Annotated in this window: 20 protein-coding genes; 10 read left to right on the plus strand and 10 right to left on the minus strand. The window is 65.6% G+C overall.

Annotation, left to right across the window (positions count from 1 at the left end; translation table 11 throughout):
- The first annotated feature begins 12 nt into the window (after nucleotides 1-12).
- The 5 genes from AC25M7_RS23970 to AC25M7_RS23990 all read left to right on the plus strand — a co-directional run bounded on the left by AC25M7_RS23970 (nucleotide 13) and on the right by AC25M7_RS23990 (nucleotide 4375).
- Nucleotides 13-765, plus strand: a complete 753-nt coding sequence (locus AC25M7_RS23970; RefSeq protein WP_028692149.1) for a transporter substrate-binding domain-containing protein — start codon at nucleotides 13-15, stop codon at nucleotides 763-765.
- Between the two features lie 116 nt (nucleotides 766-881).
- A complete protein-coding gene (locus AC25M7_RS23975; RefSeq protein WP_028692148.1) occupies nucleotides 882-1601 on the plus strand; it encodes an ABC transporter permease in 720 nt (239 codons plus the stop codon).
- Nucleotides 1598-2308: an ABC transporter permease gene (locus AC25M7_RS23980; RefSeq protein WP_486971541.1), complete on the plus strand. Its 711-nt coding sequence runs from the start codon at nucleotides 1598-1600 to the stop codon at nucleotides 2306-2308. Before AC25M7_RS23975 ends, AC25M7_RS23980 begins: the two co-directional genes overlap by 4 nt.
- Nucleotides 2309-2324: 16 nt before the next feature.
- Complete coding sequence (locus AC25M7_RS23985; RefSeq protein ID WP_028692146.1) at nucleotides 2325-3569, plus strand: NAD(P)/FAD-dependent oxidoreductase; 1245 nt, start codon at nucleotides 2325-2327, stop codon at nucleotides 3567-3569.
- A gap of 23 nt (nucleotides 3570-3592) precedes the next feature.
- Complete coding sequence (locus tag AC25M7_RS23990; protein WP_028692145.1) at nucleotides 3593-4375, plus strand: amino acid ABC transporter ATP-binding protein; 783 nt, start codon at nucleotides 3593-3595, stop codon at nucleotides 4373-4375.
- Here AC25M7_RS23990 and AC25M7_RS23995 read toward each other — a convergent pair.
- On the minus strand, nucleotides 4372-4764 hold the full coding sequence (locus tag AC25M7_RS23995; protein ID WP_486971542.1) for a hypothetical protein: 393 nt from the start codon (nucleotides 4762-4764) through the stop codon (nucleotides 4372-4374). The genes AC25M7_RS23990 and AC25M7_RS23995 overlap by 4 nt on opposite strands.
- A gap of 913 nt (nucleotides 4765-5677) precedes the next feature.
- Between AC25M7_RS23995 and AC25M7_RS24000 the strand changes: the two genes are divergently transcribed.
- A complete protein-coding gene (locus AC25M7_RS24000) occupies nucleotides 5678-6487 on the plus strand; it encodes a gamma-glutamyl-gamma-aminobutyrate hydrolase family protein (protein WP_062363048.1) in 810 nt (269 codons plus the stop codon).
- A 162-nt stretch (nucleotides 6488-6649) separates the two neighbouring features.
- Here AC25M7_RS24000 and AC25M7_RS24005 read toward each other — a convergent pair whose 3' ends face one another.
- Nucleotides 6650-7417, minus strand: coding sequence for an AraC family transcriptional regulator (locus AC25M7_RS24005; protein WP_486971543.1), 768 nt, complete (start codon nucleotides 7415-7417; stop codon nucleotides 6650-6652).
- A 108-nt stretch (nucleotides 7418-7525) separates the two neighbouring features.
- Here AC25M7_RS24005 and AC25M7_RS24010 point away from each other — a divergent pair, with 108 nt between their 5' ends.
- The 3 genes from AC25M7_RS24010 (at nucleotide 7526) to AC25M7_RS24020 (ending at nucleotide 9459) form a co-directional block, all read left to right on the plus strand.
- Nucleotides 7526-8341, plus strand: a complete 816-nt coding sequence (locus AC25M7_RS24010; RefSeq protein WP_182325276.1) for a sulfite exporter TauE/SafE family protein — start codon at nucleotides 7526-7528, stop codon at nucleotides 8339-8341.
- A gap of 63 nt (nucleotides 8342-8404) precedes the next feature.
- Complete coding sequence (locus AC25M7_RS24015) at nucleotides 8405-9055, plus strand: DUF998 domain-containing protein (RefSeq protein WP_486971544.1); 651 nt, start codon at nucleotides 8405-8407, stop codon at nucleotides 9053-9055.
- A gap of 74 nt (nucleotides 9056-9129) precedes the next feature.
- Nucleotides 9130-9459, plus strand: coding sequence for a hypothetical protein (locus AC25M7_RS24020; RefSeq protein WP_028692139.1), 330 nt, complete (start codon nucleotides 9130-9132; stop codon nucleotides 9457-9459).
- A 151-nt stretch (nucleotides 9460-9610) separates the two neighbouring features.
- Here the strand turns inward: AC25M7_RS24020 and AC25M7_RS24025 are convergent, their stop codons facing one another.
- From AC25M7_RS24025 to AC25M7_RS24060, 8 genes are all read right to left on the minus strand, one after another.
- Nucleotides 9611-10924 (minus strand): c-type cytochrome, encoded by a 1314-nt coding sequence (locus tag AC25M7_RS24025; protein ID WP_486971545.1) that lies wholly within the window; start codon nucleotides 10922-10924, stop codon nucleotides 9611-9613.
- Nucleotides 10925-10935: 11 nt separating this feature from the next.
- A complete protein-coding gene (locus AC25M7_RS24030; protein ID WP_062363036.1) occupies nucleotides 10936-12723 on the minus strand; it encodes a GMC family oxidoreductase in 1788 nt (595 codons plus the stop codon).
- 3 nt (nucleotides 12724-12726) lie between these two features.
- Nucleotides 12727-13473 carry a gluconate 2-dehydrogenase subunit 3 family protein gene (locus AC25M7_RS24035; RefSeq protein ID WP_028692137.1) on the minus strand — a complete coding sequence of 249 codons (747 nt, stop codon included), beginning with the start codon at nucleotides 13471-13473 and terminating at the stop codon, nucleotides 12727-12729.
- A gap of 203 nt (nucleotides 13474-13676) precedes the next feature.
- Nucleotides 13677-14663 (minus strand): 2-hydroxyacid dehydrogenase, encoded by a 987-nt coding sequence (locus AC25M7_RS24040; protein ID WP_028692136.1) that lies wholly within the window; start codon nucleotides 14661-14663, stop codon nucleotides 13677-13679.
- Between the two features lie 10 nt (nucleotides 14664-14673).
- Nucleotides 14674-15951 (minus strand): MFS transporter, encoded by a 1278-nt coding sequence (locus tag AC25M7_RS24045; protein ID WP_069016801.1) that lies wholly within the window; start codon nucleotides 15949-15951, stop codon nucleotides 14674-14676.
- A gap of 58 nt (nucleotides 15952-16009) precedes the next feature.
- Nucleotides 16010-16969, minus strand: coding sequence for a sugar kinase (locus AC25M7_RS24050; RefSeq protein WP_207853324.1), 960 nt, complete (start codon nucleotides 16967-16969; stop codon nucleotides 16010-16012).
- The gene (locus AC25M7_RS24055) at nucleotides 16962-17732 is read right to left on the minus strand and encodes a sugar phosphate isomerase/epimerase family protein (RefSeq protein ID WP_486971546.1); all 771 of its coding nucleotides are present in this window, start codon (nucleotides 17730-17732) and stop codon (nucleotides 16962-16964) included. The genes AC25M7_RS24050 and AC25M7_RS24055 overlap by 8 nt, the downstream gene beginning before the upstream one ends.
- A 72-nt stretch (nucleotides 17733-17804) precedes the next feature.
- Nucleotides 17805-18827 (minus strand): LacI family DNA-binding transcriptional regulator, encoded by a 1023-nt coding sequence (locus AC25M7_RS24060; protein WP_028692132.1) that lies wholly within the window; start codon nucleotides 18825-18827, stop codon nucleotides 17805-17807.
- On the opposite strand from AC25M7_RS24060, the gene AC25M7_RS24065 reads away from it, so the two are divergent.
- A complete protein-coding gene (locus tag AC25M7_RS24065; RefSeq protein ID WP_486971547.1) occupies nucleotides 18820-19209 on the plus strand; it encodes a hypothetical protein in 390 nt (129 codons plus the stop codon). The genes AC25M7_RS24060 and AC25M7_RS24065 overlap by 8 nt on opposite strands.
- Nucleotides 19210-19357: the final 148 nt, after the last annotated feature.

Genomic DNA, 19357 nt, shown 5'->3' on the forward strand with positions numbered 1-19357 from the left:
CCGAGGTGCGAGATGAAAGGAACCATGGCTGTGGTGGGTGCGTGCGCCCTGCTGCTGGCGGCCGGCGCCAGTGCCGAGACCCTGCGTTTTGCCACTGAAGGCGCTTACCCGCCGTTCAACTACGTCGATGCCGACAACCAGCTGCACGGCTTCGACATCGACATCACCCATGCCCTGTGCGAGCAGATGAAAGTCGAGTGCACCCTGGTGGCCCAGGACTGGGAAGGCATCATCCCGGCGCTGATGGCGCGCAAGTACGACGCCGTGGTGGCCTCGATGATCGACACCGAGGAACGGCGCCGCAAGATCGCCTTCACCGACCGCTACTACCGCACCCCGCTGACCGTGGCGGTCGCCAAGGACAGCAAGATCAGCGACGCGCAGACCGACTTCAAGGGCTACACGGTCGGCGCCCAGTCCGCCTCGACCCAGGCGATCTACGCCGAGGACGTGTACGGCAAGGCCGGCGCGGACGTGAAACTGTACCCGACCCTGGACGAGGCCAACGCCGACCTTGCCGCCGGACGCCTGGACGGGGTGATCGCCGACAAGTTCCCGCTGCACGAATGGCTGAACAAGAATGGCAAGGACTGCTGCAAGATCCTCGGCGACGTCGACGGCACCAAGGCCGACGCGGCGATTGCCGTGCGCAAGGATGACGAGGCCCTGCGCGTGCGGCTGAACGAAGCGCTGGCAGCGATCGTGGCCAATGGCACCTACCAGAAGATCGCGAGCAAGTATTTCGCCTTCGATATCTATAACTGATACGAATCCTGGGGCTGCCCGCAGCCCTTTCGCGACACGAGGCCGCCATCCCCCTGGAAGCGGCCTTGCATCGCGATCAGGGCGCTATGCGACCCGCCGACCTCGAGGATGCATCCATGCTCGATCAACTCTCCCTGCTCTCCTTCGCCAGCGGTGGCTGGGGCCAGGCGCTGCTGGCCGGCGCGCTGGTGACCGTATCGCTGGCCCTGGCCTGCCTGCCCATCGGCCTGCCGCTGGGCCTGCTGGTAGCACTGGCCGCGCGCTCGCGCAAACGCCTGCCGCGGGCCTGGGCCACCACCTTTTCCACTGTGTTCCGCGGCCTGCCGGAACTGCTCACCCTGCTGATCATCTACTACGGCTGCCAGATCGCCGCGCAGAAGATCCTCGCCGCGATGGGCTACCAGGGCGAGGTGCTGATCAACACCTTCCTCGCCGCCATGGTTGCCTTCAGCCTGGTGTTCGCCGCGTTCTCCAGTGAAATCTGGCTGATGGCCTTCAAGACCCTGCCCAAGGGCCAACTGGAGGCCTGCGCGGCCCTGGGCCTAGGCAAGCGCACCGGATTCTTCAAGGTGGTGCTGCCGCAACTGACCCGCATCGCCCTGCCGGGCCTGTCGAACAACTGGTTGAGCCTGCTCAAGGACACCTCGCTGGTCTCGACCATCTCGCTGATCGACCTGATGCGCCAGACCAACCTGGCGGTCAGCGTGACCAAGGAACCGATGCTGTTCTACGGCGTCGCCTGCCTGGTCTACCTGCTGTTCTCGGCGCTGTCGGGCAGGGTCTTCGCCCTGCTGGAGCGGCGCAGCAACCGCCATCTGCAAGGAGCCCGCCCATGAGCCCGGAGCAACTGCTGGCCTACGTGCTCGATCCCGACCTGCTGGAGCGCTACGGCGCGCGCTTCGTCGATGGCCTGCTGGTCACCGCCAAGCTGGTGGCGATCTCGTTCACCCTCGGCGCGCTGCTGGGCATGCTCCTGGCCCTGGCGCGGATGTCGCAGCACCTCGTGCTGCAACGCTTGGCCGCCGGCTATGTGTACTTCTTCCGCGGCTCGCCACTGCTGGCCCAGCTGTTCCTGCTGTACTACGGCCTGGGCTCGCTCAAGGGCTTCTGGCAGGACCTGGGGCTGTGGTGGTTCTTCCGCGAGGCTTGGTACTGCGCACTGCTCGCCTTCACCCTCAACACCGCCGCCTACCAGGCCGAAATCTTCCGCGCCAGCCTGATGGCCGTCGCGCCAGGCCAGTACGAGGCCGCCAAGGCCCTGAACCTCAAGCGCTCGACCACCTTCTTCAAGGTGGTGCTGCCGCAGTCGCTGCTGGTGGCCATCGGCCCATTGGGCAATGAGCTGATCATGATGATCAAGGCCAGCGCCATCGCCTCGCTGGTGACGATCTACGACCTGATGGGGGTGACCAAGCTGGCCTTCTCGCGCAGCTTCGACTTCCAGATCTACCTGTGGGCGGCGGTGCTCTACCTGCTGATCGTCGAGGTGGTCCGGCGCCCCCTGAAACACCTGGAGGCCCGCCTGGGCCGCCACCTGAACTGATTGAAGGAATCCTTCCATGCATTGCCAGACCATCGTCCTGGGCGCCGGCATCGTCGGCGTCAGCACCGCCCTGCACCTGCAGGCCCGCGGACGCCAGGTGCTCCTCGTCGACCGTGACGAACCGGGCAGCGGCACCAGCCATGGCAACGCCGGGCTGATCGAGCGCTCCAGCGTGATCCCCTACGCCTTCCCGCGCCAGTGGAGTGCCTTGCTGCGCTACGGCCTGAACCGCCAGCCCGATGTGCGCTACAGCCTGACCCACCTGCCCAAGGTCGCGCCCTGGCTGCTCAGCTACTGGCGCCAGTCCGCGCCTGGGCAACTGGCCAAGGCCGCCGCCGACATGCTGCCGCTGGTGCAACGCAGCGTCGAGGAACACGATGCGCTGATCGAGGCCGCCGGCCTGCAAGGGCTGGTACAGGCCAAGGGCTGGATCGAGGTGTACCGTGATGCCGCGCTGTTCGAACAGGCCAAAGGCGATCTGAAGGGGCTGGCCCGTTACGGCCTGCAGTACGAGATCCTCGAACGCGAACAACTGCAGGCCCGCGAGCAGCAGCTGGACGGTGGCGTGATCGGCGGCATCCACTGGCTCGACCCGAAGACGGTGAGCAACCCGGGAGGCCTGACCCGTGGCTACGCCGCGCTGTTCGTCCAGCGCGGCGGGCAGTTCCTCCATGGCGACGCGCGCAGCCTGCGCCAGGTCGAGAACGGCTGGCAGTTGGACACGCGTCGCGGCAGCGTGACCGCCGACGACGTGGTGGCCTGTCTCGGCCCGCAGTCGGCCGACCTCTACCAGCGGCTGGGCTACCGCTTTCCACTTGGCATCAAGCGCGGCTACCACATGCATTACGCCACCCGCGACGGCGCCGAGCTGGGTCATTCGATCTGCGACACCCAGGGCGGTTACGTCCTGGCGCCGATGGCCCGTGGCGTGCGCCTGACCACCGGCATCGAATTCGCGGCGAGCGACGCCGCCGCCAACGAGATCCAGCTACGCCGCTGCGAGGCCCTGGCACGCCAGCTGTTCCCGGCCCTGGGTGAGCGCCTGGACGACAAGCCCTGGCTGGGCCGCCGCCCCTGCCTGCCGGACATGCGCCCGGTGATCGGCCCGGCGCCCCTGCACAAGCACCTGTGGTTCAACTTCGGCCATGCCCACCACGGCCTGACCCTGGGGCCGGTCAGCGGCCGCCTGCTGGCGGAACTGATGACCGGCGAACGCCCCTTCACCGACCCTGCGCCCTACAGCGCCGCACGTTTCGACTGAACCTTGAGCGGGAGAACAACAAGATGACCGCCCCCCTGAGCCTTGCCAGCCTGCACCCTGCCCCCGATCCGCGCCCGGAGCTGATCCGCATCGAGGGCCTGAACAAGCACTACGGCGCCTTCCATGTGCTGCATGACATCGACCTGTCGGTGCGCGAGGGCGAACGCATCGTGCTCTGCGGCCCGTCGGGCTCGGGCAAGTCGACGCTGATCCGCTGCATCAATCGCCTGGAGATCGCCCAGCAGGGCAGCATCCGCGTGGCCGGCACCGATCTGGCGAGCAAAGGCCGCCAGGCCGACCAGGTGCGCAGCGAGATCGGCATGGTGTTCCAGCACTTCAACCTGTTCCCGCACATGAGCGTGCTCGACAACTGCCTGCTGGCGCCGATGAGCGTGCGTGGCCTGTCGCGCCGGGAGGCCGAGGAGCGGGCGCGGCTGTACTTGAGCAAGGTCGGCATCGAGAGTCAGGCGCACAAGTACCCCAGCCAGCTGTCCGGCGGCCAGCAGCAGCGGGTGGCGATCGCCCGGGCGCTGTGCATGAAGCCGAGGATCATGCTGTTCGACGAGCCGACCTCGGCGCTCGACCCGGAGATGGTGGCCGAGGTACTGGATGTGCTGGTGCAATTGGCCGGCACCGGCATGACCATGCTCTGCGTCACCCACGAAATGGGTTTCGCCCGGCAAGTGGCTGAACGGGTGCTGTTCCTCGAGGGCGGGAAGATTATCGAGGACAGCCCGCCGGAGGTGTTCTTCGGGCAGCCCAGAACGGCGCGGGCACAGGCGTTCTTGAAGCAGATCCTGCATTAACGGTTCATGGTTCTGGGCGCAATAAGCGCCACCCTGTCCGCACCCTCTTGCAAGACTGCGTCGCCGTTCATGCTGATGCAGATCTTGATCTTGATCTTGATCTTGATCTTGATCTTGATCTTGATCTTGATCTTGATCTTGATCTTGATCTTGATCTTGATCTTGATCTTGATCTTGATCTTGGTCTTGATCTTGATCTTGATTTTGGTATCCGCATGTTCAACCTCACTGGCAGCTGGCGGCAGCTGCGCCAGCCCAGGCGCCGCCCGTACCTTCGCGACTTCAGGAGGCCGGAGTGAGGGGACCCGGAGCGAAGCGTAGGGCCGGATGAATGGAGCGCAGCGTTTTTTGGTTACTTTTGTCCGGCCGGCGCTCCGGGAGTTTGACAAAAAGTGACTCGCCGTAAGGGCGAAAAGGTGACTATGCGTCATTATAGAAAATGAATGCGCTTACACCTGTTAAAACCCACGCCGATCGCATTTGACTTTGACTATTAAATAGTCTGTTTTGAAATCTATATGCGCATTCATTTGCTATGGTGACGCATAGTCACCTTTTCGCCCTTACGGCGAGTTCCTTTTTGTCGTGGCAAAAAGGAACCAAAAACCGTTCGCTCCATTCATCCGGCCCCTACGCTTCGCTCCGGGGTCCCCTCGCTCCGTTCTTGCTCCCGGGAGGACCGCGCTGAACGCCCCATCCTGGGGCGCAGCGCTTGACGGGCATCCATGCCCGTCACCTCCCTCCGCAAGAACTCCGCTCGGCCTCCTGAAGTCGCAATTGGCGGCGCCTGAACTATCGCGCACTTAGAAGCAAGATCAAGATCAAGATCAAGATCAAGAAATTTATTGATCAACAATAAACGCTATGGAAACTAACCATCACAACCCGCACCTAAGAAGACCACTGTGAGCCTGCATCCTTCGCAAAAAACAGTTCACCCCACTGGAAATACATAGAGTTCGAGGTAAATGCGGCCACAAGGCCAAGCCCCCCGACGCCCCTGCCAATGACGATCATTGCACCGACGCAAAGACCCAACTGCGTCGTTAAATATTATTGACCAACACCCCCACCAAACCCTTGTCACCAAAGGCCCCGGCGGCCCCACCCCCCCGTAAAACGGCGCCTGGACAACTCGCCACTCGTTTGACATATCGAACGGCTCTGGCAAGCTATGAGTCAGGCCCCGACCGACATCGCCTGCGAGGCGAGCCGGCAGTGCTCGGGGCTCCAGGCAGCACTCAAGGCCTCGGCCGTGCGCCTGCACAACAACGACAGGCATGACCTGTCTCAAGGTGACATATGTCCAACAGCAACATTGGCAACAAGCAACCCTCCCTGCGCAAACCCGTCGTCCTGATGACCATGGGCAGCCAAGAGCGCAAAGGCCATGACTATCAGGTCATGACCCACAAATACATCACCCCGCTGGTCGAGTTCGCCGGTTGCGTCCCGGTCCTGGTGCCCACCTGCTGCGGCGTCGAAGACCTCGAGACCTACCTGGACATGGCCGACGGCGTCTACCTGACCGGTGCCGGCAGCAACATCGACCCGGCCCTCTACGGCCAGGAAAACCAGACCCCCGGCAAGGGCCAGGACAAGGACCGAGACCTGTTCGACATGCCGCTGGTCAAGGCGGCGATCAAGCGCGGCCTGCCGATCTTCGGCATCTGCCGCGGCATGCAGGAAATCAACGTGGCCCTGGGCGGCGACATCTACCAGAAGGTCTATGCCGAACCCGGCTTCAACGACCACCGGGAAAACCCGGATGATCCGGTCGACGTCCAGTACGCCCCGGTGCACAGCGTGAAGATCAAGCCAGGCAGCTGGCTGCGCGAAACCCTCGGCACTGACGAGATCCGCGTCAACTCGCTGCACGGGCAGGGCCTGCGCAACCTGGGTGCCGGCATCGAGCCGATCGCCCATGCCGAAGACGGCCTGGTCGAGGCGATCCACGCCCCGAGCCTCTCGCCCTTCCTGTTCGCGGTGCAGTGGCACCCGGAGTGGCAGGCGGCGAAGAACCCCGACTCGATCAAGATGTTCCAGGCCTTCGGCGACGCCTGCCGCGCCCAGGTCCGCAAGTCCCAGGTCAAGCACCACCAGGCTGCCTGACCCACCGAAGCTTCGTTAGCTTTGATCGCGGGGCGGTGCAATACCGCCCCCGTTTCCCCGGTCACCCTCTGCTGGTCCCAGAACACCTCCCGTGGAAGCGGGCGGCGGGCTTGTGCCTGTCTCCGCGATCTTTTTTTCCTTCCCGCTAGTCATACGAGGTTTTCATAGGCCCTGGCGTGCCGTCGACGGCGGCTGGCCCATGACTCGCCGGTACAAGCTGGAAAACGCGCTGGGGCTTTCATAGCCCAGATCCAAGGCGATGGTGGTCACCGCCTCGCCGGTGGCAAGCCGCGTCACCGCAGCCATCAGACAGGCCTGCTGGCGCCACCGGCCAAACGACAGCCCGGTCTGCTCGCGAAAACGCCGGCTGAAGGTACGCGGGCTCCAGTTGAGCTGCGCTGCCCAGGTTTCGCTACGGGTGTGGACCGACGGCTGCGCCAGGAATGCCTGGCACAGGGCCGCCAGGCGCGGCTCAGCTGGCAGCGGCGCGAATAGCGGCAGCGGTTCGGCCTGGCCCAGCTCATGCAGAACCAGACGCAGCAGCAGGCCATCGCGTCCCGCCTCGTCATGCAGCGCCGGCACCTCGGCGCTGGCCAGCAACAGCTGGTGCAGCAGCGGCCCGACCCGCAGTGCCTCACACACGCTGCTCGGCCTGGGCAGCACGGTCGGCTCGATGTACAGGCTGCGGGTACTCACCCCGCGCATGCGCACCTGGTGCGGCTTGCCGGGCGGAATCCACACCCCGCTGCCAGGCGGGATGACCCAGGCGCCGTCATCGGTCAGCACCTCCATCAGTCCGCTCATGCCATACAGGAACTGCGCCCGGCGATGGACATGCCTGGGCAGCAAGGTGTCGGGCGGATAGTCGGTGGCAATGGCCAGCACTGCACGGGGGATGGCATCGACCTGGGACAGGGGAACATTGCGCATGAAAGGAGGCTCTGGCCGAAACACGACGATTATTGGCCAGGTTGCGCAAGCCAGCCAAGTGGCTGATCCCTACCCTGACCGCCTCACTCCTGTTCCGAGGCCCACCCCATGCTCTATCCCCTGCTTGGCCTGTTCGGCCTGTGCGCCGGCGTCACCACCTTGCTGTTCGGCTTCGGCGGTGGCTTCTTCGCCGTGCCACTGTTCTATGCCCTGTTGCTGGCCAGCCATGGCGCGGGAACGGCCGTGGCCCAGCACGCCATGCAGATCGCCGTGGCCACCTCGGCCACGGTGATGATCTTCAGCAGTGCCCTGGCCACCTGGCGCCACCACCGCGCGGGCAGCCTGCACTGGGACCTGGTGCGGCCACTGGCGCCGGCCATCGCCCTGGGCGCGCTGCTCGGGGCCTGGGTGGCGCTGTACGTGACCAGCGCCTGGTTGCGCTGGCTGTTCATTACCTACCTGGCGCTGAGCTTGCTGGACGCCTGGCTGCGTCCAGGCTTCGTACACGCTGGCGAACATCACCTGGCGCCACTGGGCAGGGCCGGCGCCACCCTGGTCGGCGTGCCCATAGGCGCACTGGCGGCGTTGCTCGGGGTGGGCGGCAGCGTGATGACCGTACCGTTGATGCGCCGTCGCGGCGCCAGCATGCGCACCGCCACGGCCATGGCCAACCCGCTGTCACTGCCCATGTCCCTGGCGGCCACGCTGGTGTATGCGCTGCTGCCGGCCGGTCAGCCCGACCTGGGCCCGGGCCTGCTGGGTTTCATCGACCTGCGCGCGGCCCTGGTGATGACCGTCGGCGCCTGGCTCGGCATGCACCTGGCCGCGCCCCTGCTCGGGCGCATCTCCGACAGCGTGCACGCCCGCACCTACCTGGCGCTGCTGGCCTGCGTGCTGCTGGTGATGCTGGTCAACGGCCGCTAAGACTGGCGAATGGCCACGGCGACGCGGTAGGCTGCGCCCAGCATTCACCAAGGAAGGCACTGTATGAAGACGTTCGATCGCCTGCTGCTCGCCAGCGGCTTGCTCATCCCCCTCTGGCTGTTGCTGGGCGTTACCCTGACGGCCCTGGCCTACCCCGGCTACGACCACCTGCAGCAAGCCATGAGCCAGCTCGGCGCGGTCGGCGCCGCAACCCACGGGCTGTCGCCGTGGGTCAACAATTTCCCGCTGGCCCTGTTGTTCACACTGTTTGCCTGGGGCCTGGCGCGGCGCTGGCGGCACTCGAAGCTGGCGCGGCTGAGCGCCCTTCTGGCGCTGTTGCATGGCCTGGGCAGCCTGGTGACCGGCGGATTTGCCTGTGACCAGGGCTGCGCGCCGCTGCAGCCATCGGTCTCGCAACAGATGCATAACCTCGGCGGCCTGCTGATGTTCTTCTCGCTGACCCTCGCCAGCATGCTGTGGATCGGCCTGGGCACGCGTCTGGCCCGATCCCCGGGGCTGGCCTGGGGGTCGCTGCTGAGCGCGCTGCTGGCGGTGCTCACTGTCGTATTGATGGCCAAGTCTGTGCACAGCGGTGAATTGTTCGGTCTCTACCAGCGCCTGAACTACGGCGTCGGCGTGCTGTGGATCGCGGCCCTGGCCCTCCAGTCGCTGCGCACGCGCCAGCACGACGGCCTGCAAATGGCCATCGCCTGACGGCAAACTGCTGGCCCCCAGGCGTCGCGAGCGTAGGCAAACTTTGTTTTCCTTCAGATGCTTAGGACAGCAACATGCGAGTGATTCTAGCAACCGTGGCCGGCTGCCTGCTGGCCACCGCCGCCTTCGGCGCCCAGGCCCGGGCATTGAGCCCGAACGATCGCCAGGTGTGCGGCTGGGGTGCGCAGATCGCCGCCGAGGCGCAGCAGGCCAAGCTATCCGGGGTCACCCTTTACGCCACGCGCAAGAAGCTGCAGGTGCGCAAATTTGCCAAGCCATGGATGCGCATGACGGCGTTCGGCATTACCGAGCAGACCTATAACAGCCGGTCGCGGCTCAAGCCCACGGCAATCAAGCAGACGTACTACGAGCAGTGCGTGCAGCATGCTGTAGCAAAAAGATAAATACTTATAGATCAATTGCTTACATCGTTTAACTAAACCAGTTTGCGAGACTTAGTTAATGTCATTTCGAGATGATATTGTCGTGCGCCAGCGTCTCGCTAACTCGATGAGTCAAGACCAAAGGGGACGCCAGGCGTCCCCCATCGGACCATCAGGGCTCCACGGTGCCCGTCGTGTCACCCACTAACGACTCCGCCTTGAGCGGCACAGGTGGCGCCTTGCGCAACTGCGCCACCTGCCCTGCACTCACCCCCGCCGCCTGGTTGCCCCAGCTGCTGCGGATGAAGTTGACCACATCGGCCACCTGCTGGTCCGACAGCCGCCAGCCGAAGCCTGGCATGCTGAAGGTAGAAGGCGCCGTTGCAGTGGCCGGCAAGGTCGCGCCCTCGAGCACGATATGGATCAGCGAGGTGGCGTCCTCGCCCTGCACCACCGGGTTGCCGGCCAGCGCCGGGAACACCCGGGCGTAGCCCTTGCCGTCGGTGCGGTGGCAAGCGGCGCAGTTGTCGACGTAGCGCGCCGCGCCGGTCTTGCCGTCATTGCCCTGCCACAGCGCCTGGGCGACGGCACGGTCCTCGCGAAACGGTTTGTCGTTTGGGTTCACCGGCGGCAAGGTCTTGAGGTAGCGGGCGATGGCGGTCAGGTCGGCGTCGCTCATGTACTGCATGCTGTGCTCGACCACATCGCTCATGCCGCCGAACACCGCGGTGCGCTCGTTGCGCCCGGTCTTGAGGAAGGCGACGATCTGCGCCTCGTCCCAACTGCCCAGGCCATCCTTGTGGTCACCGCGCAGGCTCTTGGCGATCCAGCCCTCGAGGGGCGCGCTGCCGGCCAGGAACGCCGCGCCGTCACCGGCATCCAGGGCTTTTTCCTGCATGGTCAGCGCCCGCGGCGTGTGGCACGCGCCACAATGCCCCAGCCCTTCGACCAGGTAGGCGCCGCGCGCCACCACCGCATCGCGCCCAGCGGCTTCGAACGGCTTGACGGGCGGCGCGAACAACCCGCGCCAGAACGCCAGCGGCCAGCGCACGCTCAGCGGCCAGGGGATGTCGCTGCCCTTGTTTTGCTGCTCCACTGGCTGCACGCCATGCATGAAGTAGGCGTAGAGCGCCTGCATGTCCGGGTCGCTGACCCGGGCGTAGGACGGATACGGCATGGCCGGGTACAGCGTGCTGCCGTCCTTGCCGATGCCCTGGCGCACGGCGCGTTCGAAGTCCTCGTAGCTGTACTGGCCAATACCGCTGGCGTGGGGTGTGATATTGGTCGAGTACAGGGTACCGATGGGCGTTTCCATGGGCAGCCCGCCGGCGAACGGCTTGCCGCCCTTGGCGGTGTGGCAAGCCACGCAGTCGCCAGCGCGGGCCAGGTATTCGCCTTGCCTGACCTGCGCCGGGTCCACCGCGTCGGCGGCCTGCAGCAAGGTACTGGCGCCCAGGCCCAGCATGGCGATGAACAATGTCTTCATATTGGCCTTCCTCACGCCTGCACCAATGGACCGGGGTTCTTCAGGTAGCGCTCGCGGATCGCCCGCGCCGACCAGTAGGTCAGCGCCGCCACCAGGCCGGTGGGGTTGTAGCCCAGGCCCTGGGGGAAGGCCGAGGCGCCGGGCACGAACACGTTGTGCACGTCCCAGCACTGCAGGTAGCGATTGAGCGCGCTGGTCTTGGGATCGGTGCCCATGATCGCGCCACCGTTGAGGTGGGTGGTCTGGTAGGTGGAGGCGTCGAAGTGCTGGCCGAACGCTTTCTTGCCCGCGCTGATTGCCTTGGGCCCCATCGCCTCGGCGATCTTGCCCATGCGTTCGACCATGAAGCGGTTCATCTTCACGTCGTTGTCCTTCCAGTCGAAGGTCATGCGCAGCAGAGGCAAGCCGTAGGCATCCTTGTACACCGGGTCCAGGTCAAGGTAGTTGTCGCGGTAGGACTGGTGCGCGCCATGGGCGTCCATCGACAGCATGTGCCGGTAGCTGTCGGCCACCGCGGCCTTCCAGGCACTGCCCCACTTCGGCGTGCCCGGCGGCACCTTGGTGCCAGAGATCGGCTTGGCGCCGGCCTGGTTGACCCAGAACGGAGAACCGCCGACGAAGCCGTGCGGGCCATGGTCAAAGTTGTCGGCGTTGTAGTCATCCACCGCCACGCCGTTGCCGCCGGCGCCGATGAAGGGGTTGGTGTGGTGGCTGTCGCGGTCGAAGAACGCGGTCACGGTGGAGATGTTCTGGTAGGCGAAGTTGCGCCCGACCACCCCCTCATTGCTCACCGGATCATAGGGTTTGCCGATGCCCGAGAGCAGCATCAGGCGTACGTTGTTGTACTGGAACGCGCCGAGGATCACCAGGTCGGCGGGTTGCTCCACCTCGCGACCCTGGCTGTCGACGTAGGTCACACCGGTGGCCAGGCGCTTGTCGGCGGTCAGGTTGACCCGCAGCACATGGGCGTTGTTGCGCAGCTCGAAGTTCGGCACCTGGCGCAGGGCCGGGAGGATGTTCACGTTGGGCGAGGCCTTGGAGTACATGTAGCAGGCATAGCCGCTGCAGTAACCGCAGAAGTTGCACGGTCCCATCTGCGCGCCGTAGGGGTTGGTGTACGGCCCGGAAGTGTTGGCCGACGGCAGGTTGTAGGGGTGGTAGCCGATCTCGCGGGCGGCCTTCTCGAACAACTGCGCCGACACAGTGTTCTTCTGCGCTGCCAGCGGAAAATCGCTGGAGCGGTCGGCGGCGAACGGGTTGCCACCCTTGTCGCGGCCCACCACCTGACCTTTGATCGACCAGGCGGTGCCGGAGGTCCCGAACACCTTCTCGGCAAAATCGAAGTACGGCTCCAGCTCTTCGTAGCTCACGCCGAAGTCCTGGATGGTCATTCCTTCGGGAATGAACCGCTTGCCGTAGCGCTCCTCATAGTGGCTGCGCAGGCGCAGCTCCACCGGGTCGACGCGAAAATGCACGCCGGACCAGTGCAGCCCGGCTCCGCCGGTGCCGGTGCCGGGCAGGAAGGCGCCGAACTGGCGGTACGGCACGGCCACGTCGTTGACGCTGTGGCGCAGGGTCACGGTCTCACGGGAGATGTCCATGAACAGCTTCTTGCGCGAATTGTAGGTCAACTCGTCCATGGTCTGCGGATAGACGCCGTCCGGGTAGGTATCCCGGGCCGGACCACGCTCCAGCGCCAGCACCTGCAGGCCGGCCTCGGTCAGTTCCTTGGCCATGATCGCCCCGGCCCAGCCGAACCCGACGATGACAACATCGACGCTCTTCATCACTTGGCTCATGGCTCAACCTCGCTCGCCGCTGATGGACACTGACGGGAAGGGATAGCGCTCGTCGCGCTCCACCCAGTCCATGAAGTCGGCGCGGGCGCCGGGGAAGCCGACCAGCTTCCAGCCGGCCAGACCCTGGTTGCCGCCGTGCAGGGGGTCGCTGAAAAAGCCCTCGCGGGTGTTGAGCCAGAGCATGCCGAGGAAGGTGGCCGCCGGCACCGAGGCAAAGGCCGGCTTGCCGCCGTCCAGGGCCTCGAGCACCTGCTGCTGTTGTTCAGGGCCAAGCTGGGCGAACGCCTTGCCGAACTGTGCCTGGCACCAGGCGTCGGTTTCGGCGATGCCCAGCCGGTAGATCTCCTGGGGGCTGAGCTTGAGCTGGTAGCCCAATTCGCTGGGCGCGTCGGGGCGGAATGGCCCCTGCATGTACCACAGCCCGCCGCTGCCATAGCGGGTGTTGAGCTGACGGTCGATGAACTCGGGCACGCCGGCATCGGCCGCACCGGGGCCAAGGGCGTCGGTGGGGATGAGCACCGCCACGGCGGCGCTGACGAAGGCCCACTCTTGCTGGGTGAAGAAGCTCGGCCGGTAGGCACGCGCCGGGGCCGGTCGGGTCGGTTCGACGGGTGCCGGGGTGGCGCTGTCGGCGAGCACTGCGCCGCCCAGTCCCGTGCCGGCGAGGGTCGCCACCGGGATCAGGGTCAGGGATTGGCGCAGGAACGCCCGGCGCGCCGGTTGCACGGAGGCGGGTTGGTCCTTGGACATGAGGATGTCTCTCTGTTGATCAGGTCATACGGAAATCGTCGCCCTTTTCACCGATGAAGTTCCCAGGGCCGCAGATCGAGACAGCGCTGTCTCGGCTAAGCGGCCTTGTTTTGCCAAAAGGGCCGCGGCGCGACCCCGGGATATCGAATCGGGCAAGGGCTGTTGTTATGGCAAAAACGGGGCGAGCGCAGTGCTCGCCCCGCTCATGGGTTTCGCCGCGACCAGGCAAGCGGGTTGACCAGGTTCTGCGGCCGCTCGCCGGCCAGGGCGGCCAGCAGGTTGTCCACCGCGCAGCGGGCCATGGCCTCGCGGGTCTCCTCGGTGGCCGAGCCGATGTGCGGCGTCACCACCAGGTTGTCCAGTTGCAGCAACGGTGAATCAGCCGGCAACGGTTCGCGCACGAACACATCCAGGCCGGCGCCGCGAATGCGTCGCTCGGCCAAGGCCTGGAGCAACGCAGCCTCGTCGAGCACCCGGCCACGGGAGATGTTCACCAGGATCGCCGACGGTTTCATCAGCGCCAGCTGTGGCGCGCCAATCAGGTTCTCGGTCGCGGCGGTCAACGGCAGGCACAGGCAGACGAAATCGGACTCGGCCAGCAATGCCTCCAGGCTGCGATGCGCGGCGGCGAACCGCGCCTCCACCTCGGGCCGCGGCTGGCGGGTGTGGTACAGCACGCGCATGCCAAAACCGGCATGCGCGCGGCGGGCCAGGGCTTCGCCGATGCGGCCCATGCCGACGATGCCCAGGGTCTTGCCCTGCACATCGCAACCGAACTGCGCCGACCCGATGCCCGCCTGCCAGTGACCGGCGCGGATCCAGCCGTCGAGTTCGACGACCCGCCGGGCACAGGCCAGGATCAGGGCGAAGCCGGTGTCGGCGGTAGTTTCGGTGAGCACATCGGGGGTGTTGGTCAGCAGCACGCCGCGCTGATTGAAAGCGTCGATGTCGTAGTTGTCGACGCCGACCGAGACGCTGGAGACAACCTCCAGCTGCGGCGCCAGATCAAGCAAGGGGGCGTCCAGGCGCAAACTGGCGCCAAGCAGCCCGTGGGCGCCCGGCAGCGCCGCACGCAACCGGGCGAGGCCGTCAGCACTGGGCGATTCGACCAGGGTGACCTCGGCGTGCGCCTGCAGACGGGCCATGAGCGCGTCGGACAGGCGTTTGTAGAGGACGATGCGTTTCTTCATTGCACGGTACCTATCGGCTGGGCGCCAGGCTTTGCCGGCGTGTCTGTTGCAAGGGATTGAGAACGGCGGTCAGGGCCACGGCCAGCAGCAGCGCCACGCACATGAACAGGTAGGAGGCGCCGGGGCCGCCGGTGGCGCCATTGAGGTAGCCCACCAGCCACGAACCGGAAAACGAGCCCAGCGCGCCCATGCTGTTGATCAGCGCCATGGCGCCCCCGGCGACGTTGGCCGGCAGCAGCTCGGGCACGATGGCGAAGAACGGCCCGTACGGCGCATACATGCAGGCCCCGGCGATCACCAGCAAGGCGTAGGACCACCAGAAATGTTCAGTGCCCAGGCTGTACGAGCCATAGAATGCCAGGGCGGCGATCAGCAGCGGCGGCCAGACAAATCGCTTGCGCTTCTGCAGGCGGTCCGAGGCCCAGGACACACCGAGCATGGCAACCACCGCCCCCAGGTACGGCACCGCCGACAGCCAGCCGGCGGTGACGATGTCCAGCGTCGCCGCCTGCTTGAGGATCGACGGCAGCCAGAGGACGAAACCGTATACGCCGATGCTCCAGCAGAAGTACTGCAGCGACAGGATCAGCACCGTGGGCGAGCGAAACGCCTCGCGGTAGTTCTTCACCGGCTTGATGCCCTGCTGCTCGGCGTCCAGCGCCTGGCGCAGCGCCGCCTTCTCGCGGGCGTCCAGCCACTTGGCCTGCTCCGGGCGGTCATCCACCAGGCGCCACCAGATGAAGGCCCAGAGAATCGCCGGCGCGCCTTCGATGATGAACATCCAACGCCAGTCGAACTGCTGCACCAGGTAGCCCGAGACCACCGACATCCACAGGATGGTCACCGGGTTGCCGAGGATCAGGAAAGTGTTGGCCCGCGAGCGTTCGGCGCGGGTGAACCAGTGGCAAAGGTAAATGAGCATGGCCGGCATCACCGCCGCCTCCACCACGCCCAGCAGGAAGCGGATGACGATCAGCAAATAGACGTCGTGGACCACGCCGGTCAGGGTCGCCAGGCCGCCCCAGAGGATCAGGCTGGCGAAGATCAGCTTCTTCACGCTGCGTTTTTGCGCGTAAAGGGCGCCCGGCACCTGGAAGAAGAAGTAGCCAAGGAAGAACAGCGCGCCGAGCAGCGACGACAGCGCCGGGGTGATCTTCAGGTCGTCGGCCATGCCCGAGGCCGCGGCAAAGCCATAGTTGGCCCGGTCGAGGTAGGCCAGGCTGTAGGTGATGAAGACGATGGGCATGATGTACCACCAGCGTCTGGGAGCGAGTCGATCAAGCTGCATGGGGAATTCTCCTGGTCTTGTTGTTCTTGTCACATCAGGTGCCGGACGGTCCGGCGATTCAGCGTGGTTGGATCGAAGCGTTTTCGTGCAGGTCCAGTTCGTGGCGTTGCGGCAGGCCTTCCATGTCGCCTCGGCTCTGCACCGCCCGGCTGCCGCACCAATTGCCCCTGGCCACTGCCCGGCGCAACGGCAGGCCCTCGAGCAAGGCGCTGATCACGCCAACGGCGAAGGCGTCGCCCGCGCCCACGGTGTCGACCACCCGAGCCACCGGAAAACCCGGGACCACCCCATGTTCACCCTTGGCGTCGCGCCAGTAGGCACCTTCGGCACCGAGCTTGATGGCCACGCATTGCACGCCTTGCTCCAGGTAGAACTCGGCGATGCCCTGCGGCGACTGGCGGCCGCTCAGCAGGCGCCCCTCCTCAAGCCCCGGCAGGACCCAGTCGGCCTTGAACGCAAGTGCATTGATCTCGCGCACCATGGTCTGGCGGTCCGGCCACAGCGAGGGGCGCAGGTTGGGGTCGAAGGAAATGCTGCGGCCATGGGCGCGCATGTCGTCCAACAACTGGTGGCAGAGCGCGCGGCAGCTGCCGGACAGGGCCGGCGGGATGCCGGTGGCATGCAGGTGTCGGGCCTCCAGCAACGCCGGTTGCAGCTGGGTCGGCGACAGCCGGCTGGCCGCCGAGCCACGGCGGAAATACTCGACTTTCGGATCGCCGCCATCGTCGCAGCGTTCCTTGAGCTGGAACCCGGTGGGGTGCTCGTCATCGATCTCGACGCTCGAGCAGTCCAGCCCTTCCTGGCGCAGGGTGTCGAGCACGAAGGCACCGAGCGAATCATTGCCGACCCGGCTCAGCCAGCGCACCCCCAGACCCAGACGTGCCAGGCCGATGGCCACGTTGCTGTCGGCACCGGCGATGCGCTTGCCGAACCCCTCGACTTGGGCCAGCTCTCCAGGCTGCGCGGCCACGAACATGGCCATGGTTTCACCGAAACACAGGACGTCGTGCTCAGCCATGGCACACCTGCCCTTCCAGCTGCGCCAGTTGCGCGACCTGCCGCGCGGTCAGCGCCAACAGGTCGTCGCCGGCCAGGGGGTACTCGATGGCCCGCGGCAGGTCTGGGGCGAAATGCGTCATCAGTTCGCGCCACTGCACCAGGTCGAGCGCCTGGGGCACGACCGCGACCAGGCGCCCGTCGGCTCGCCGGGCGACAGCCTTGCAGTGTATGTAGCGCACCCAGCGGCCCAGCAGTTGCGCCGCCAGCAGCGGCGATTCGTCGTGCCAGTACCAGTTGCCGATATCGAAGGTCATGCCCGGCGCCACACCCTGCCCCTGCGCTTCGCGGAAGAATCTCTCCAGGGTTTGCAGCCGTCCGCCGTAGGGCGTCTGGTCGTTTTCCACGTACAGCGCCGTCTTGTGCCCCAGTAATGGCGTCAGGGCCTGCAGGTCGCAACCCGTCTGGTAATGCCCCAGCGATACCTTAAGCGCCACCGCGCCGATCTCGCTTGCCCGTTGCAAACGTTGGGCAATGGCCGGCTCCAGACTGCCATCCTCGCGCCATAGCTCCAGTGGCGTGGAGTAAAGGCTCTGCAGGCCATGCTCGGCGGCCAGGTTGGCCAGGGTAGCGGCATCGGGCGCGGCATCGAACAGTTCCTCGCGCCATTCCACCCGCCGCGCACCGGCGGCGGCCAGCAGCGGCAGATAGCTGGCCTGGCCCAGGCGCCGCACGACATCGGCACCGAAACTCGACAAGCTGATGGAGACAATGGGCGTTTGCATGTGTGTGGTCCTTGTTCTTGTAGATGAAACCGGTTTCATTTTTCGTCAGCAGCAACGGCGTCAAGGACGCCGTCATGCTTGTGATCGGGTGGAGCCTCGCGGGATCAGTTCGGCTTGCAAATCCAGGCGCCGTGCCGGCGAACCGCTGCCTTGCAGGCGCTCCAGCAGGCACTGGAACGCTGCGGCACCGATCCGCCCGGTGGGCTGGGCCAGGGCGGTGATGCCGCTGCCTACCAGCGGGTACCAGTCCAGTTCGTCCAGCGCCAGCAGGCCCACATCCTGGAACAGCGTCCCGCCGCGGGCGTGCAGCACGCTTACCACTTCCAGGGTGGCAACGCCGTTGCAGGTGAACAGCGCCTGCGGGCCGTGCCCTGCCCCGGCCATGAAGCTGCCCAGTTGCTCCGGCAGGTCCACGCCCACCTCCAGCACCTGCCCACGCAGGCCAGGGCGCCGGGCGATGGAAGCCTGGAAGGCATCGACCCGCTCCTGGCGGGAGCTGGTGCCGTCGAGCGGCTCGGTCACGGCGAGGATGTCGCGATAACCGCAGCGTTGCAGGTGATCGAGGGCCTGTTCGACGGCGTCGCTGTTGTCCAGCCCTACCAGGTCGACCGCCAGGCCGGCCAGTTGCCGGTCGACCAACACCATCGGCAAGTCACGGGCCAGCTTCGCCAATTCATCGGCGCGGTGGCCGAGGGTGTTCACGATCAGGCCGTCGACGTTGTACGACTGCAGGGCCTGCAGGTGATTGCGTTCCTGGTCGTCATCGTAGTCTGTGTTGCACACCACCAGGCTGTAGCCGTGCTGGCGGCAGGCTGTCTCAACGCCGTGCATCACCGCCACCGAGTAGGGGTTGCGGATATCCGCCAGGAGCATGCCGATCAGCCCGGTGCGGCCGCGCTTGAGGGCGCTGGCCATGCGGTTGGGGCGGTAGCCGAGGCGTTCGACGACGGCCTCGATGCGTTGCGCGGTGGCTTCGGCGAGCAGTTGCCTGTCTTCGCCCATGTAGCGCGAGACCGTCGCCTTGGAAACGCCGGCGGCCTTGGCGACCTCGCTGATGGTGACCCGCCCGCGGACGGGAGCTGGCTCTTTGTTCACCCTGTTTCCTTCTTGTTTGCGCTTTTGCAGGGTTGATGAAAACGGTTTCAATCAAATCAGGGATGGGGGGTGGCGTCAAGTGATGGGCTTTCTGCCAAAGCGGGGGGATTCAGTGCCAAAGGCTTGTCCTGCCGGTGTCGATGGGGGGCTTCAGGGTTATGGTGGTTTTCTAGAGTTCGTTAACCCTGCCTTGGAGATGGCCATGACCGCACTGTTTCGGATCAGTCTATTTTTGATGCTTGCTGGTATGGGGATGGGGGATATCGTGGTGGCCAGTTTGGGGTTGGTCGGGTTGTGTGGGAGGGCTGTGGTGCTCAGTGTTCGGCAGGGTGAGGGTGAGGGTGAGGGGCGGAAGGTTGGGGAGTCGGAGTTTATTGCCTGAAAGGTTTGGTTCTGGTTCTGTTCTGTTCTGTTCTGGTTATGGGATTACTGGAAGTGTCAGATTTTTTGTGTGCGGGCCGGTAACGGCCTGCCGTCAGGCAGGCCCTGACTTTCACCAGGTCGGCCTGATGAACCGATCTCCGTACAAA

This window comes from Pseudomonas sp. P106(2024) (assembly GCF_057480815.1).